The sequence below is a fragment of the Fusicatenibacter saccharivorans genome (genome assembly GCF_027667425.1).
Taxonomy (GTDB): Bacteria; Bacillota; Clostridia; order Lachnospirales; family Lachnospiraceae; genus Fusicatenibacter; species Fusicatenibacter saccharivorans.
Map to the genome: position 1 here is coordinate 81362 of NZ_JAQEGR010000015.1, position 16081 is coordinate 97442.

A 16081-nucleotide genomic window follows, 5' to 3' on the forward strand; every position below is an offset into this window, starting at 1 on the left:
CAGGAGGAAGTTACGTTATGCAGTTCCAGAAAGCAGTACGTCCTCTGCGCGGAGAAATCTCCGTGCCGGGCGATAAATCCATTTCCCACCGCGCCGTCATGTTCGGTGCCATTTCAGAGGGAACCACAGAAGTCACAAACTTTTTACAGGGTGCCGACTGTCTCTCCACCATCTCCTGCTTCCGCAGTATGGGCATTGAGATCAAGAACACGCCGGAGCGCATCCTCGTTCATGGAAAAGGTCTGCACGGGCTTTCGGCTCCGTCCGCCGTTCTCGACTGCGGAAACAGCGGAACAACGACACGCCTGATCTCCGGCATTCTTGCCGGCCAGAACTTTTCCAGTACACTGACCGGTGACGCCTCTATTCAAAAACGGCCGATGGGACGCATCATCAATCCGCTGACCCAGATGAGCGCTTCCATCCGCAGTATTCCGGAAAACGGCTGTGCGCCGCTTGCGATCAACGGCCATCCGCTCCACGCCATCTCCTATCTTTCGCCGGTCGCATCCGCACAGGTCAAATCGTGTGTCCTGCTTGCCGGACTGTATGCTGACGGAAAAACAAGCGTTACCGAACCGGCTCTTTCCAGAAACCATACGGAGCTGATGCTGAAATTCTTCGGCGCCGACGTTGCCTCCGAAGGGCTGACCGCATCGGTTCTGCCGGACCCGGATCTCCATGGAAATCTCGTCCGTGTGCCGGGAGATATTTCCTCCGCCGCCTACTTCATCGCCGCCGCGCTGATAGTTCCAGGCTCTGAGGTGCTCCTGAAAAATGTCGGCATCAACCCGACCCGCGACGGTATGCTCCGCGTCTGCCGCGCCATGGGTGCTGACATCACACTTCTGAATGAGCAGAACTCCGGCGGAGAACCGGTTGCAGACCTTCTCGTGCGCTATACGCCGTCTCTTTCCGGCACTGTCATCGAGGGCGAACTGATCCCGACCCTGATCGATGAAATCCCGATCATCGCGGTTCTTGCCGCCACAGCGAACGGTACAACCGTGATCCGGAATGCGGAGGAGCTGAAAGTCAAAGAATCGAACCGTCTTGATATCATGGTAAACGAACTCACCGCGATGGGTGTTTCCCTGGAAGGCACGGACGACGGCATGATCATTGAGGGCGGAAAACCGTTCCACGGCGCCCAAATCGACAGCCGCCTCGACCACCGCATTGCGATGTCGTTTGCAATCGCTTCGCTTGCCGCAGAGACACCGACGGAAATCCTGCGCGCCGGCTGTGTGGATATCTCGTATCCGACATTCTACCAGGATCTGGCACGGCTGCAGGCATAAAAAACGTTTAAACAAAAATGGATTGTGAAGATCATTTCCTCACAATCCATTTTTTTGCTTTTACCCTGTTCTTCCGGCCGTTCCAACCGTTTCTCCCTGCCGTACCCGCGTTTCGATTCCAAGCCGCGAATAATTCCAGATCCGTTTTTCCGGCACTGCGCTTCCCTTCTGTGCCAGAACGATCACTGTCGAACCACCGAAGGCAAAATAGCCTTTCTCTTCGCCGCGCTGTACACGTCTCGCCGCTCCGGCATTTTCATTGACAATCTTTCCGACCATCATCGCGCCGACCTCCATCTGCAGCAGTGTGCCGAAATTTGCGGACTGCAGCAGCGTGTAGGTTCTCGTATTTTCTTTATAGATCGGGCAAAAATCATTCGCCGCCGGATTGACCGTGTGGAGCACACCCTCAATCCGCCGTTCCGTCGAACAGACGCCGTCATCCACAAAGAGATACCGGTGATAATCGTCCACGGAAAGCCGAAACAGAAATAACGTTCCGCCCTCATACCGTTTTGCCAGCTTCCTGTCGCGCAGAAGCTGTTCCAGCGTATATTCTGTGTTCTTGATCTCAAACTTCCCGTTCTCATGAATCGGATAAACCGTAAGCCGCGCATCACACGGGCTGATAAAATCCTGCGGCGCATTGGAAAACGGACGTGCATCCATTTTCAGCTTCCGCACAAAGAAATCATTGAACGAGATAAACTGCTTTGCGGTACATTCCTTCAGTGAAATATGATTTTTCTTTACAAACAGTGCAACCAGCGGCACCGATAAGCGGCTGTCCAGAAAGCAGCCTGCCGCACGAGATACAAATGACTGAACCAGCGGCTGCATCGCGGCTCTTCCGGCGGCATGGCTGTACATCATGTGTAGAAAACGGTCCTGCAGATCATTTTCCTCGCGGATCAGATCAAGCTTTGGATAATTTTTCCCCTGTTTTCGGTAAGGATAAGCGCAGAGTCTCAAATCGTTCTTCCTCCCTTCCAGATCAGAAGTCCGCGGAGCACAGCCACTCCAACGACCGCTACCAGCACAGCAAGCTCTTTATTCGTCGGCTTGCGGAAGCGGAAATCCGTGATAAACAGAACACCGACCGCCAGCACCAGCAGATGCAGCCAGATTAGAAAGTATCCGCGGCAGAGCGGCGCAAAGACGAACAGCAGCGGCAGAGCCACTGACATCGAGGTAATCGGCAGTCCCTGGTAATATTTCCGGTTCTCCGAAGTTTCATTCTGACGCTTCTCTTCCATTACGTTAAAATATCCCAGACGGATCACGCCCGCAAGACCGTAGAAAATAAGAATCGGAATGCTGTAAAAATGTGTCATGCCAAGCTCATAGCAGAGCACGATCGGAAAGACACCGAAACAGACCACATCGCAGAGCGAATCGATCTGAATGCCGAACCGCTTTTCATCTTCTGTCCTGTTTTTCTTCGTCCGCGCAATTTTTCCATCGAACATATCGCACAGTCCGGAAAAAGCAAGACAAAAAATCGCCCAGTTAAAGTGCCCCCGCGTTGCAAGAAAAATGCCGCTGATGGACGATGCAAAGCTGATATATGTTAATATTACGGTATAATCATAGAACCCTATCATATGTAGTTCCCCCTCTTTTTTCTCTTTTCGTATTCCCGATCGTAAGCTGTGCGACGATGGTAAAGACTGCACTCACCAGCAGTTCCCCGTAGTAGCCGAGCCCTCTGGAAAGCACCATTGCCGGAAGAAGCAGCGTGCTTCCAAAGACCGGCGGGAAAATTTTCAGGAACAGTGTCTCGCTGATTCCCATTCCTCCCGGAAGCGGCAGCATGTCAACCGATACGGAAATGACCGCCTGCAGCAGCACAATGGCAATAAAGGAAACGCCTGATAAATGGAAGGCGCGGTATACAAACCATGTTGCTGCAAACAAAGCAAACCTCTGTGCAAAGGTAATCGCAAGGACATTGACCAGCACCATTTTGTGGGTGCCAAGATACGCTGCCGTATTCTGGTAGACTTCCATGGAAGCTTCCAGTTTTTTCAGGCGGCTTTCTTTTCGTTTCATCAAATGCAGTTTTTCCACGATTTTCAGTCCCAAAACCAGAATTGTCCGCGCAAGCGCCGGATGAAAAACCAGAATGAGCATGGCTGTGACACAGAAGACATTCAGACCGATTCCCAGATAGAAAACCGGAAGGATTTCCGTCAGATACCGGTGCAGGAAGCCCTGTCCGAACAGAACAAGCCCAAGTCCCACCACGACCAGCACCGCTTTGTAAGTGATCGTGACGATCATCAGAATTACCGTTGATACCGGAAGAGATATTTTCTCCTTTTTCATATAGTAGAGCTGCATCGGCTGGCCGCCGCTTGCGGACGGTGTGATACAGCTGAAAAAGAATCCGACGGAAGAAAACAGAAAACATGTCCGCCTCTTCACCGGAATCTGGAAGGAATGCATCATGTACCAGATGATGATCGATTCTCCCCAGATAAAAAACACGACACAGAACAGTCCCGGCAACAGCCACCGCACATCTGCTCGCCGCATTGCTTCCATCATTGCGCCAAGGTCTTCGCCGTGGAAAACACCGTATATCGTCAACGCAAAAATCACAACGAGAAAAACAGTATTCACGATCATTTTTTTCTTACTCTGCACGGCGTTTCCACCTCCTTCGTTCCAATATCATGCCATACCATGCACCAAGATGCGTGCGTCCCGCGATCTGCCACGTCACTTCTGCCAGAAGCGCTCCGCCAATCACATCTGCAATCACATGCTGCTTTGTTGTCAGCGTAGAGACAAACACGGCAAGTGCCGCCCAGAAAGAGAACCGCTGATACCAGCGCGGAATCTCCCGTCTTCCGCGGACTGCGATATAGCAGAACCAGCTGTTCAGGCAGTGAATCGATGGGAACAAATTGTCCGCCGCATCCATCTGGTAGAGCAAGGCAAGCATCTGATTCCAGAATCCCTGTTCCGGGATCGACGGCCTTACGTTCGTTGTCGGCAGCAGCAGATAAAATGCCATACAGACAAGCCGCGCCAGAACATCTGCTGCAAAGAACCGCCAGACAAATTCTTTCTCTCTGCTTGCGGCAATCAGATAATTTACAATCCAGACCAGATAACAGCCAAAATAAATCACGATCGTCCACGGGATCACCGGGATCTGCTGATCCAGCACCGTTTCTATATTGTAATGTTTCCACGAACTGGTGAACGGCCGCGTTCCAAAATAAGCGATAAAATTCGCTGTCAGCGTCAGAATTAGCGGCAGGATACCATAGTATGGAAACTTTCTTCTCTCGTCTCTCTTCAAAATCCGTCCTCCCTTGTCTCAAACACGTATCAGTATACGCAAAAACATTCCCTGACACAACCCAGTTCCGCTCGTTTTCAGAAACCTTAATAAAATCTTCTGTTTTTCGGCAGGGAAAAAGAAAGATTTAGAAGATTCGCAGAGAAAAAAACGACCATATAGGGCTTCACGGGTGTTCCTATATGGTCGTTTTCTTTCAGCATCGTATTTTTGTCATAAACGAATTTTTTATTCAATCATCATGGCATCGCCGAAGGAGAAAAAGCGGTATTTTTCTCTTACAGCCTCTTCATAAGCTGCCATAATATGCTCTTTTCCAGCCAGTGCCGATACCAGCATCACCAGTGTGGACTCCGGCAGATGGAAATTGGTGATCAGTCCGTCGATCATCTTGAAGCGGTAACCCGGATAGATAAAGATCTCGGTCCAGCCGCTTCCGGCTTTTAAAATGCCGTCCTCGCCGGTTGCCGACTCCAGAGTACGGCAGCTCGTTGTTCCGACTGCGATCACACGGCCGCCTGCTGCTTTCGTATCGTTGATCAGTTTTGCCTGATCTTCTTCTACCACATAGAACTCAGAGTGCATGTGATGCTGGGTGACATCCTCCACTTTCACCGGACGGAAGGTGCCAAGGCCGACATGCAGGGTTACATGGGCGATCTTTACACCGGCATCCTGTACCTGCTGCAGAAGCTCTTTTGTAAAGTGCAGTCCTGCGGTCGGAGCGGCTGCGCTTCCCTCGTGTTTCGCGTATACCGTCTGGTAGCGGTTCTTGTCCTGCAGTTTGTGTGTGATATACGGCGGCAGCGGCATCTCGCCAAGCTGGTCGAGGATCTCCTCGAAAATGCCGTCGTAATGGAACTGGATCAGACGGTTTCCCTCATCGACAATATCTACAACCTCTCCGGTCAGAATGCCGTCGCCGAAGGAGATCACCGTGCCGACCTTACATTTTTTGCCCGGTTTTACGAGGGTCTCCCAGATATCATTTTCTCTTCTTTTTAACAGAAGGATTTCGATTGCTGCATCGGTGCCGACTTTCGAACCGTAGAGACGCGCCGGAATTACTTTGGTATCGTTGATCACAAGGCAGTCGCCCGGTTTTAAATATTTCAGAATATCGCGGAAATGACCATGCTCATATTCACCGGTTTCTTTATTCAGATGCATCAGGCGGGAGGCGCTGCGATCTTCGAGCGGATCCTGCGCAATCAGTTCTTTTGGCAGATCATAGTAAAAATCTGAAGTTTTCATTGGTTTCCTCCATTCTATTGCAAATCGGCACAAAAGGCCGATGTCAGGTAAAATACTGTGCTGCGCCCGTTCTTTCGGGCTCAACGAACCTTATTATACCATTGCATCCGCCTTCTGACAAGAAATTTAAAAACTCATTTCCTGGATTTTCACTTATTCAATAACCGCCATGCTTCCTACGCGGTCGCCGCTTCTGCTTTTCATTACGACAATCTTTCTCTCAATTCGCTCTTTCAGTTCCGGCACATGGGAGATAATTCCAACCATACAGTTTCCACCGGCCAGTCCCTCCAGTGCTTTCACAGCCTGATTCAGGGATTCCTCGTCAAGAGAGCCAAACCCCTCGTCCACAAACATCGCATCGAGCTGGATTCCGCCTGCGTGCGACTGAATCTCATCGGAAAGGCCAAGGGCCAGAGAGAGGGAGGCCTGAAATGCTTCGCCGCCGGAGAGGGTACGCACGCTGCGCTCCGTTCCATTATAATGATCAATGACATTCAGATCCAGACCAGTTTTGACCTTCAGATTTTTTCCTGAGGCTTCCTGACGCTTCAATTCATACTGACCATCACTCATCGTCATGAAACGCAGGTTGGCTTTTCGCAGAATCTGGTCGAAATACGTCATTTGAACGTACGTTTCCAGTTCGATTTTCAATTTCTGACTCATGCCGCCGCACGCCGTATCCGAAAGCGCCCGCACCCATTTGTATTCTTCCTCCAATGCCTGCATCTGGTTCTGCTGATTCTGTACATTTTCGTACGTCTTACGGTTTGTATTTGCCGCATGATACTGTTCGTTGTATTTCTGTTCCAGCTGCTGTTTCTGTTCTGTCAGCTCCGCTATTTTTTCCTGCAGCTCTGTTTCGGAAGGAAGTGTCCGATCTGTCTCCTCATTTTCTTCCAGAGAGCGGATCGTCTCTAGTGCCGCGCGCACTTCGGTAAGCCGTTCTTTCACTGTTTCATATGCTTCTTTTGCTTTCTTCTGCGCCTGTTCCAGCTGCTCTTTTTTTGCACTCCATACGGAAATATTTGTTCGGAGCTGTGTTTCGTCTTTTCCTTCCAGCTTTTCTTTTTTTTCTCCGATCTTTTCCAGCAGCGCTTTTTCCGCCTCTTTTCCTTTCGCCTCCAGCAGTTCCTTCGCATGGATTGCTTTTTCCCGCTGCTCTGCCCGCTCAGTTTCTGCTGGAATCATCTGTTTCAGAGCTTTCCATTCGCTCTGTCTTTCCAGCATTCGTTCCTTATAGAGAATGATTCTGTTCTTTTTCTCTTCCAGACGCTTTTCACAGTAAGCTGCTGCCACAGCAGCTGGCTGTTCTTCCATGTCCACTTCCTCACAGATCGCTTTTTGTGCGTCTTCCATTTTCTGTTTCAGCTGATCCAGAAGTGTCTGCTTTTCTCCGCCCAGCCGTCCAAGCTCTGCCTGTTTTTCTGCCATCACCTGTTTCAGTTTTTCCCGCTGCTTCTGTTCCTGCTGCTGACGTTTCTCATATGCCGCATATTCTTCCCGTCGTGTTTTCTGACGCTTTTCTTCTGCCGCAAGCTGCTTTTCTGTTTCATCCGCAGCCTGTGCAAACTGCTCTTCCGAAAGCTGTGTCAGACGTTCCTGCTCTTTTTTGCATTCCTGATCTGCTGTTTCTGCCGGAGCAGCGGTTCCCCGGGCAATCCGCTGCGTCAGCTCTTCCCTTGCCGTTTCAGCCTGTCTTTTACAGTTTCCTGCCGCTTCGCTTAATGCCGCAGTCACTTCGTTCTGCTTCTGCAGTTTTTCTTTTTGCTGATCCAGTGTTTCTTTATCCGGCACATGTTCCGCCTTTCTCGCCAGCACTGGATGATGCACGGATCCGCAGACCGGACATGGGATTCCCTCTGTCAGATTTTCTGCCAGGATTCCCGCCTGCGCATCCAGAAACAGCTGTTCCAGTTCCTGACACGTTTCCCGCACATCATTTCTGATTTCCAGACTTTTTCGATACGCTTCCTGCTTTTCTTTCCATTCCTTCTGCGCTGCCGTCCATTTTCGCAGCAGCTGCGAAAATTCGGTCCGCGCCCGGCGATATTCTTCCTCCGCAAATGCAGCATCCTGTCTTTCTTTCAGAAATACCGTCGTTGCTTCCATCCGGGATGCCAGCTCGGTGTCCTGCTGTGTCAGGCCTTCCAGTTCTGCTGCCAGAAGCCCCGTCTTCTTCTCGGACTCCTGAACTTTTTCGCGGCATCCCCGGATTGCCATGATCTGCTCCTGCGCCCGCGTTTCGTTCTGCTGTACCCTCGCCAAAACCGCATCCACGCCGGAAAGATCTTCTTCCCGTTTTCTTTTCTCAAGCAGCTGCGCTTTTGCCTGTTCCTGCTCTGCTTTCAGTCTGTCCTTCTCTTCCGCTGCCGTCTGCAGTTCTTTCTGCTTTTCCAAAAGCTCTGCCTGTTCCTGCTTCATCTTCTTCAGCAGTTCCAGGCTTTCCTGTTCTGCGCGGATCTGCTCCTCCAGTTCTTTGCAGATGGAAGCCTCCCGTTCTGCCCGTTCGCTTTTCTGCTGTTTTTCCGCTTCCTCTGGAACCAGTCCCGCCAGTTTCTTTTCCTTCTGTGCTTTTTCCTCCCGCCGCTTCTGGCTCTCTTTTACCTTGCCGAGCAGCTGGGTTTTCTGCTCCATCTCTGTTTCCACCGCTTTCCGCTCCTGCTCAAGATCCGAAAGTCTTTTCTGATCCATCTCGATGCAACGTGCCAGCAGTTCCATCCCCCGCATCACCTGACCGTCGAAATTTGCCTTTTTCAACTGCGCAAATTCCTCTTTGAACACCGCATCCTCCGGGCAGACGATATTGTCGAGATACTGGAGAATACTCCTCCGCTTTTCACTATACGTATTGCTTCGCTCTTTCGCGGCATCCCGCAGACGATTCTGCAGCTCCTGATAAATTTCCGTATGAAACATTTTCCGGAAAATTTCACTTCGATCTGCCGTTTCTGCCAGGAGAAGTTTCTGGAAATCCCCCTGCGCGATCATGGCAATCTGTCGAAACTGCTTCTGATCCAGTCCGAGAAGTTCCGTTACAGTTTTTGTCACTTCCGTACTTTTCGTCACCGGCTGTCTCCCATCCGGAAAAATCAGTTCTGCATTTGCTCTTTCTCTCGTCATTCCCTGACCGCGCTCCTTCGGCCGATCATACTCCGGATTCCGCTTTACCATATAATCTTTTCCCTGATGCGCAAAGGTAAGCTCCACAAAAGTGCGCACTTCCGGCGCGGCATACTTGCTGCGGAACATCTCCCCCGTCCGGATTTCACCGCTTGCCTCGCCGTAGAGCGCAAAGGTAATCGCATCAAAAATTGTTGTTTTTCCTGCACCGGTATCACCTGTAATCAGATACAGGCCGCCGCTGCCCAGTTTTGTAAAATCCAGTTCTGTCCGGTCCGCATATGGTCCGAATGCACTGATAATCAATTTCTTTGGCTTCATCTTTTTATCCCCCTAAGCAATGCTTTCACAAATGCTTTCTGCTGTTCCGTCATGCTCTGGTTATTCTGCAGTTCATAAAATTCCTGAAACAGCTCCAGTTCCGATTTTTCCTCGATACGTTCCGCCGCCGTTACCTCCGCATTGGAACGCGTTCTTTTATTGTCATATTCCAAACGCATCAAATTGGGATAAATCGTCCGAAGCTTCGCCATGCCGTCCGGAACATCCTCCTCATCCGTCAGGGTTACCATCAGATAATCCGTACGGTCGCTGTTTTCATAGAACGTTTTTGCTGTCACTTCCAGATACGTTCCACGGATTTTTCGAAGATCGTGGAGCGGTTTCAATGGAATCGTGCGAAGTTCGACAGTTCCTTTTTCTTTCAGCTCTACAATGGTAATCGACTTCTCCTGTCCAGCCTCGGAAAACGAATATTTGAGTGGTGAACCACAGTAGCGCACGGTCTCGCGGCCAACCTTCTGCGGACTATGGATATGGCCGAGCGCCACGTAATCAAACGCATCAAAAAGCTCCACCGGAATCTGATCCACATCACCTACCTGCAGTTCCTCTGCCTCGCACCGCAGCGCGCCTGTCACAAACTGATGCGCTAAAAGGATATTCCGCTCTCCTGGATCTATTTGGGTCTGCTCCAGTGCCGCCCTCACGCCATCTGCCGTGGACTGAATCTCCTCCGCGCGTTCCGGCAGGGCATGGCGTACGGTTGACGGGCGCAGAAACGGAAGAAGATGAATCCACACCGTTCCATATGCATCCTGTAACGCGAACTTTTCTATTCTTCCATCATATACCTTCGACAAATAGATTCCGCTCTTCCCCATCAGATTCGACCCAAATGCCAGCCGCTCCGCCGAGTCATGATTGCCGCTGATGATAAAAACCGGAACTTCCTGCTCCGAAAGGCTGGTTAAAAAGGCATCCAACACCTGCACTGCCTCCGCCGTTGGAATCGTCCGGTCATATACATCTCCGGAAATCAGAACTCCATCCGGTTTTTCCCGCATAACCGCCTGCAGGATCTGTGTCAACATATATTTCTGGTCCTCGATCATGGAAAACTCATGCACGCGTTTTCCAATGTGAAGATCCGATAAATGAAACAACTTCACAAAAACTATCCCCTTTCTGCAGCAAAAACTCTGTTTTTCCTATGTTCTCTGCTCATTATACTATACCCAACCAGAAAAAGAAATCATCCGCCAGGAAAACGAAAAAAAGACTCCTGTTCACACAGGAGCCTCCAACCATAGCGAGAGGGGGATTCGAACCCTCGACACCGCGGGTATGAACCGCGTGCTCTAGCCAACTGAGCTATCTCGCCATATGTAATTTTTGATAAATATGGGACCTATAGGGCTCGAACCTATGACCCTCTGCTTGTAAGGCAGATGCTCTCCCAGCTGAGCTAAGATCCCATATCCTGTTTTTCATCAGCGCTTATGTCCCGCTGACATTTATAGATTTTAGCACTGTTCTTTTAATTTGTCAACGGTAATTTTTAAAATTTTTCAAATTTTTTCTTTTATTCCTACAATAGCGTCGATTATGGTACGAACATGCCCAATTCAGGAAAAAGGCTGCCTGCTTTCTCAGCAGACAGCCTTCTTCTCATCCATGTCAAACTTCCACGATCTCCCGCACACACAGATCATCTACCGTCGTATGTAAGATCTCGGCAAGTGCAAACAGATTTTCAATGTTCGGCATCTTTTTTCCTTTCTCCCAGTTCCAGACACTCTGAACCCCGGCGAGCCCCATCTTCTTCTGAATGTCCGGTCGGTTCATCCCCAATCTTTCACGCCGGCTACGGATATTTTCGCCCGTTTTCTTCATGTTCAAGTTTGCATAGATCTGTTCCGATTCTTTCATATCTTTGCCCTCCCTAATTTCTTTTCTTATACCCATATTTTACACTCCGGGTTAAAATCATAAAAGGTCAGGACAGAAAAAATTTTCGTTCAGGTTAGACCCCCTTCTTTTTTCCTTTTACCCCTTTTTATATACTGTTTCAGGTACTTTTTTATCATTTTAGATTATATGTGTTTTTGGTCTCCCCAACTTTTGCTTTCTTTTCTGGACACATATTTTTTCGGGTTAAATTTTTAAAAATGTCACTTACTTCCGTAAATCGTCCCGAGTTCATACCCTCTTTTTCTGTCAAGGTCGAGGCTCTTCAGGAAAAAGAGCGTATCATGTTCATCGCAGTCCGTCTGGCTTTCCCGGAAGAAGGACAGGTTTTCCTCTATACGTTCATCCAGATTGCTGATGCTCTTTCGCAGTTCCTGATAGAGACTTTTGGTAACCATTTCTTTGTAATGGCCCGGCACCTGGTTCAGCACCCACTCGTGGAGATGGATCATGTTGTGCAGTACAAGTTTTTCGTCTTCCAGCCCTTCCGGTGTTATGACAAAGCATCCTGTGCCAGGGTAAAACTGAGCCTTGTTGCTTCCTTTCTTTTTACAAAGTTTCAGTTTGAACAGATCATATGAAAAATAAGTCAGCTCATCCGGCAGCGGAATCGTCTCCGGTTCCCAGGTTCCGTCCTCACGCTGTGCTTCCGCTGCGACGAATGGCCCGCAGATGCTTTCCCGTTCCATCCGCATATCGTCAAAGAACTCCTCAAACTCACCCATCCGCATGGAAATCGTTATTCTGTCCCGGATTTCCTGATCCACTTTTTCCGGGCTGCCTGTTTTCACCGGACGTGTCTTGTACAACTGGTCAAGTCTGACTCCATAAAGCCGTGCCAGATTCAACGCATTATCAATGCTTGGAAGTTTCGGATGTGTTTTGCTCTCCCAACTGCATACCGTCTGCTCTGCCGAAAGTCCAATCGCGTCTCTCACCTGTTTTAACTTCAAGTTATTCTCAATTCTAAGTTTTTTCAGATTTTTTGCTGTTTCTATGGAATCAATCCCAACATTATTATAAGCATCCATCTAAAATTCTCCTCGTTATTCTCCAAATTATTTCTAAAAAATGTATCCTCGTTACTGTTCATTCAGCAGTGAACCGTAACTGTCCCCCGACAGTTGAATCCTTTTTCTCATCCTGGGCTTGCATTTTTTCTCTGGAAAGTGTAATATCATAGATGTAACTAAAAGGAAACTGAGTGGCTTCTGCCTACGCAAAGCAACTACTACCCTAAGCTACAACCCCCAAAAAAGCTCAGGTCCAGAGTTAACCTTACTTTCATAACTCTGGTTCCCCTGAGCTTTTTCTTTTATCAGATCTCCGCCAGAAAAAATTCCTTATTTCCCGCGTGCTTCATCCATCTTCTTCAGAATACTCTTTGCAAGATTCATCGTCTGCCCACCGCACATTTTACCGAAGAGTTTTCCGCAGGCTTCCACGGCCTCCGCCTCTTCCTTCACGCAGTCCGCATAGATTCTTTTTGCGATCACCGGGGCAATCAGCTTCCATTCTGCCGTTCCAAACTCCTCTGGCAGAATACCTTCATCGCGCATTTTATACAGCTCTTTTTCCACGCGCTCCCGCGTCACCATCCGCTCAACAGTTGCAAACGCCATCTTTTTCGCCGCTTCCTGCTCCGATGTGATCGGTGCTTTCTGTGCTTTCATCTCTGAAAATTTTTCATTCACAATCTTCAGCACAAACGGCGCTCTCGAGTCCGGATTATTCAGTTTCGACATATTCTTGACGATAATGCCTTCCTCGCAGTCCCCATCCGTATACTTCGTAATCCGCATGAAACTCCGACAGTGATCCCAGTCCACGAAAGGTCCGTCATACAGCACATGTATATACGGAACTCCTACCTCAGCCGCCAGCGCCTTTACCTGCTTCTGCGGCAGATAACCGTCCGCTTTCAGATCGTAGACATCGTACATGATCCAGATATTCAGATATTTCTCCGGATACGGTACACGATGACGCGTCATCCATTCCCCGAAAAATACATAATCGGGATACTTCTGAAACTTCTCCGCGTCCAGTGTATCCACATAGTCGAGAAATTTTGATGTCGCGTCGACATCCTTTGTCCTCACGATCTGCTGCTTTCTGGAGAACGCCGCAAGCTTTCCTGTTTCCGGGTCATACCGTACGCTGGCATTGCTTCCATCGATTTTAATCTGAATCACAATGTGATCCCCGGGCTCGAAAGCCCAGGTGTTCTTGTTTTTGTGCATCTCATTTTCCTGCACGATTCGCTTGATATCCATAAATTTCTTCTGCTCCATAAAATAATACCCCTTTCCTTTCTAATTCTCATGGGTACACTCATAGATCGTACCCAGCTCATAACCCATTCTGCGGTCGAGATCCAGGCTCTTCAGGTAGAAGAGCGTATCATGCTCGTTGCAGTCCGATGCACTGATTCGGAAGAAGAAAAGATTGTCCATGATCTTCTCATCCAGATCCGCAATCTCATCCTTCAGTTTCTGATAAAGGCAGACAGTAACGAGTTCCTTGTACCGGGATGGCAGGCGCATAATTAATCTCTCCCACTCGATGAGATACCTGGCCGTTCTCATCTCTTTCACCATGTAAAATTCTATCATACCTCATCTGCCCAGTCATTCGTCCCGCAGTATAACTGCCGCGTTCTCTTTTACGCAAAACCGGGATGGTATCCTGCAGATGAAGCAGAATACCATCCCGGTTTTCCTCTATTGACAAATATACATGCTCAAGTTTCTTCAAACAGTTCTTTTATTTCTTTAGCAAATAATCATTGTTTAATACTTTCATAGATAACGGTCCTTCCACAATTCTGGAATACACCGGTTCCAATGGGCGTATTACAATTCCTTCTTTATTCATACCAGATGTATACTTTCCCTTTGCTCTTTCTAAAAGTTCTTCGATACTATCATACTCAAACAAATCTCTTTCTTCTTCCACCGGAACCATTTTTAGGTTCAGAATTCCGCACAGTTCTTTCATCTTCGCAAGAGACAGTCTTCTGTGTGTTTTCAGATCTATCATGGTAAATACATACCATTCCGGTTTTTTCAGCTTTAATCTGTTCTTTTGAATACCAGCACCGCAGAATTCACCCTGAATTGCGAGATCTGACAGATTATTCTCCTTTATTCTATCGGGTATCCCATTTTCATGTGCATATTTCCACATCGCACATTTTCCGTCATCTGCATATTCAAAATTTCTTCCGCATACACCAAAATGATCGTCTTTCCGATACATCGTAACACTGGTTCCGTCCATCTTTGTACTGATGTAATATCCATTTATCTTTTTAAATTCGTCGATCAATTCTGGATAAGACTGTACTCTCAGCTCATCTGTTTTTGGAATTCCGTCTGGAAACTCCCCTATAATCGTACCACTGCTGGTGACTCTTTCCTCTACTTCCCACTTTCTGATTCCAAGCAGCTCTGTAACCTCATCACCAATCTTATACGTTCCTTCCGGCAATATAGATAAAGGCTGAACCAGGCCCTGAGAAATCTGGCCTCTAAATTTCATAGTTCTCAGCCGAAAACCTTCTCCCAGAAGTTCGTTCTTCTCATAGCTGCTGCTTCGCAGAAATTCAAACTGCTCACAAATCGGAAGAAACGAATCTGCTTCCATATATACACAGCAATCTCCAACCCGAAACTGTCCCTTATTCGCAACACACTTCCATCCCAGGACATGCACACACTCTATTCTGTCTGCTCCTTCAATTGGAGTTATGTGATGTACATACTGCACAGATGCCAATTTTCGCTTTCCCATTTTTCAAAATCCTCTCTCAAAATAATTTTATATAGGCATTTGTAAAACGCCACAGGTAAAATTTTATCATGCTTCATCTGCCCAGTCATTCATCCCGTAGTATAACTGCTGCGCGCTCTTTTAAGCAAAACCGGGATGCCACCCTGCTTCATCTGCAGGAAAACATCCCGGTTTTCTTCTTTCCTAAATATATATGCTCAGTTTTCTTTAAATACTTCCGCAAATCTTCTGTAGTTCCCATTCTTTCCATCCGGCACCGCGAACACGACCGTATCGAAACTTGTATGCGTCGTTGTCAGAAATTCCTTGAAAATCCCGGCAACTTCTTTTGCATCCTGTCCGAAAACACCACATCCGTATGCACCCAGAATCAGAGTCTTTACCTCGTTCTTTTCCGCAATATCCAGCACAAACTGGATTCTGCTTTTCAGCGCCTCTGTATTTTCCCGGTCGGAGACATTTTCGTATTTCTGTGCCGCCGCCTTATTCGGTGCTGCACAGGTGATCACATCGCAGAACGCTTCCTTCCCATTACGGAAAAATCCAATTTCCGGCGAATACAGCGCACGGTTCAAATACAGCCCTTTCTGTTTATGCTGCATATTCCATTCATAAAACTCTCTCTGAAAACTTTCCAGCACATTGTACAAAAACGATTCATGACACAGACATTCTTCCTGCGCGATACTGCCCCTGATAAAACCGCCGCCCGGACTCCGGTAAGAAGCGAAATTCAGAACCGCCGTTTTCGATCCCTGATATTTTAGGATTGCAGCAACGCTGTCCAGATCCTCCACGAAAATACGCATCTTATTCTGCTCTGCATTCTCGTCCGGATCTTTCGAATTCCAGACTACTTTATAAAGTTTCGTTGCCGAAATAGAAGCCTGAATCTGATCCTTGTACTTGTCCTGCATCAGCTTCGTATGACGCTCAGCCTTTACCGCATTCTCGATTTTTCTGTTGTTCCTCTGTTCTCTCATGTAAGCCATCTTACCATCGTAAGCGCAAAATATTGCTACGTTACTCATGAATTACGCTT

At 48.2% G+C, this 16081-nt stretch carries 14 protein-coding genes and 2 tRNA genes; 1 reads left to right on the forward strand and 15 read right to left on the reverse strand.

The window, feature by feature from the left end; all coding sequences use genetic code 11:
* Positions 1-17: 17 nt before the first annotated feature.
* Complete coding sequence (gene aroA, locus PGS38_RS13940) at positions 18-1301, forward strand: 3-phosphoshikimate 1-carboxyvinyltransferase (RefSeq protein WP_118594499.1); 1284 nt, start codon at positions 18-20, stop codon at positions 1299-1301.
* 60 nt (positions 1302-1361) lie between these two features.
* Here aroA and PGS38_RS13945 read toward each other — a convergent pair whose 3' ends face one another.
* The 15 genes from PGS38_RS13945 to PGS38_RS14015 form a co-directional block, all read right to left on the reverse strand.
* A complete protein-coding gene (locus PGS38_RS13945; RefSeq protein WP_243037593.1) occupies positions 1362-2273 on the reverse strand; it encodes a phosphatidylserine decarboxylase in 912 nt (303 codons plus the stop codon).
* The gene (locus PGS38_RS13950; protein WP_022461413.1) at positions 2270-2905 is read right to left on the reverse strand and encodes a CDP-alcohol phosphatidyltransferase family protein; all 636 of its coding nucleotides are present in this window, start codon (positions 2903-2905) and stop codon (positions 2270-2272) included. Before PGS38_RS13950 ends, PGS38_RS13945 begins: the two co-directional genes overlap by 4 nt.
* Positions 2889-3950 (reverse strand): lysylphosphatidylglycerol synthase transmembrane domain-containing protein, encoded by a 1062-nt coding sequence (locus tag PGS38_RS13955; RefSeq protein WP_118594500.1) that lies wholly within the window; start codon positions 3948-3950, stop codon positions 2889-2891. Before PGS38_RS13955 ends, PGS38_RS13950 begins: the two co-directional genes overlap by 17 nt.
* Entirely contained in the window at positions 3940-4614 is a 675-nt protein-coding gene (locus PGS38_RS13960) for a phosphatase PAP2 family protein (protein WP_022461411.1), read from the reverse strand. The genes PGS38_RS13955 and PGS38_RS13960 overlap by 11 nt, the downstream gene beginning before the upstream one ends.
* A gap of 228 nt (positions 4615-4842) precedes the next feature.
* On the reverse strand, positions 4843-5868 hold the full coding sequence (gene queA / locus PGS38_RS13965; RefSeq protein ID WP_118594501.1) for a tRNA preQ1(34) S-adenosylmethionine ribosyltransferase-isomerase QueA: 1026 nt from the start codon (positions 5866-5868) through the stop codon (positions 4843-4845).
* A 153-nt stretch (positions 5869-6021) separates the two neighbouring features.
* The gene (locus PGS38_RS13970; RefSeq protein ID WP_118594502.1) at positions 6022-9315 is read right to left on the reverse strand and encodes an AAA family ATPase; all 3294 of its coding nucleotides are present in this window, start codon (positions 9313-9315) and stop codon (positions 6022-6024) included.
* On the reverse strand, positions 9312-10445 hold the full coding sequence (locus PGS38_RS13975) for an exonuclease SbcCD subunit D (protein WP_118594503.1): 1134 nt from the start codon (positions 10443-10445) through the stop codon (positions 9312-9314). Before PGS38_RS13975 ends, PGS38_RS13970 begins: the two co-directional genes overlap by 4 nt.
* Positions 10446-10583: 138 nt before the next feature.
* Positions 10584-10657, reverse strand: a tRNA-Met gene (locus PGS38_RS13980).
* 21 nt (positions 10658-10678) lie between these two features.
* Positions 10679-10751, reverse strand: a tRNA-Val gene (locus tag PGS38_RS13985).
* 202 nt (positions 10752-10953) lie between these two features.
* Positions 10954-11205, reverse strand: coding sequence for a helix-turn-helix domain-containing protein (locus PGS38_RS13990; RefSeq protein ID WP_158578725.1), 252 nt, complete (start codon positions 11203-11205; stop codon positions 10954-10956).
* Positions 11206-11447: 242 nt separating this feature from the next.
* Positions 11448-12275, reverse strand: a complete 828-nt coding sequence (locus tag PGS38_RS13995) for a helix-turn-helix transcriptional regulator (protein ID WP_118594505.1) — start codon at positions 12273-12275, stop codon at positions 11448-11450.
* Positions 12276-12587: 312 nt separating this feature from the next.
* Complete coding sequence (locus PGS38_RS14000; RefSeq protein WP_118594506.1) at positions 12588-13538, reverse strand: RNA ligase family protein; 951 nt, start codon at positions 13536-13538, stop codon at positions 12588-12590.
* A 21-nt stretch (positions 13539-13559) separates the two neighbouring features.
* Complete coding sequence (locus PGS38_RS14005; RefSeq protein ID WP_119188929.1) at positions 13560-13859, reverse strand: hypothetical protein; 300 nt, start codon at positions 13857-13859, stop codon at positions 13560-13562.
* Between the two features lie 151 nt (positions 13860-14010).
* Complete coding sequence (locus tag PGS38_RS14010) at positions 14011-15039, reverse strand: RNA ligase (ATP) (RefSeq protein WP_118594508.1); 1029 nt, start codon at positions 15037-15039, stop codon at positions 14011-14013.
* 197 nt (positions 15040-15236) lie between these two features.
* On the reverse strand, positions 15237-16022 hold the full coding sequence (locus PGS38_RS14015) for a TIGR02452 family protein (protein ID WP_158578726.1): 786 nt from the start codon (positions 16020-16022) through the stop codon (positions 15237-15239).
* Positions 16023-16081 lie beyond the last annotated feature (59 nt).

Coding starts and splice junctions, on each gene's coding strand:
- PGS38_RS14005 (WP_119188929.1), bottom strand. CDS start 13,859: ATGATAGAATTTTACATGGTGAAAGAGATGAGAACGGCCAGGTATCTC.
- PGS38_RS14000 (WP_118594506.1), bottom strand. CDS start 13,538: ATGGAGCAGAAGAAATTTATGGATATCAAGCGAATCGTGCAGGAAAAT.
- PGS38_RS14010 (WP_118594508.1), bottom strand. CDS start 15,039: ATGGGAAAGCGAAAATTGGCATCTGTGCAGTATGTACATCACATAACT.
- PGS38_RS13950 (WP_022461413.1), bottom strand. CDS start 2,905: ATGATAGGGTTCTATGATTATACCGTAATATTAACATATATCAGCTTT.
- queA (WP_118594501.1), bottom strand. CDS start 5,868: ATGAAAACTTCAGATTTTTACTATGATCTGCCAAAAGAACTGATTGCG.
- PGS38_RS13995 (WP_118594505.1), bottom strand. CDS start 12,275: ATGGATGCTTATAATAATGTTGGGATTGATTCCATAGAAACAGCAAAA.
- PGS38_RS14015 (WP_158578726.1), bottom strand. CDS start 16,022: ATGAGAGAACAGAGGAACAACAGAAAAATCGAGAATGCGGTAAAGGCT.
- aroA (WP_118594499.1), top strand. CDS start 18: ATGCAGTTCCAGAAAGCAGTACGTCCTCTGCGCGGAGAAATCTCCGTG.
- PGS38_RS13990 (WP_158578725.1), bottom strand. CDS start 11,205: ATGAAAGAATCGGAACAGATCTATGCAAACTTGAACATGAAGAAAACG.
- PGS38_RS13970 (WP_118594502.1), bottom strand. CDS start 9,315: ATGAAGCCAAAGAAATTGATTATCAGTGCATTCGGACCATATGCGGAC.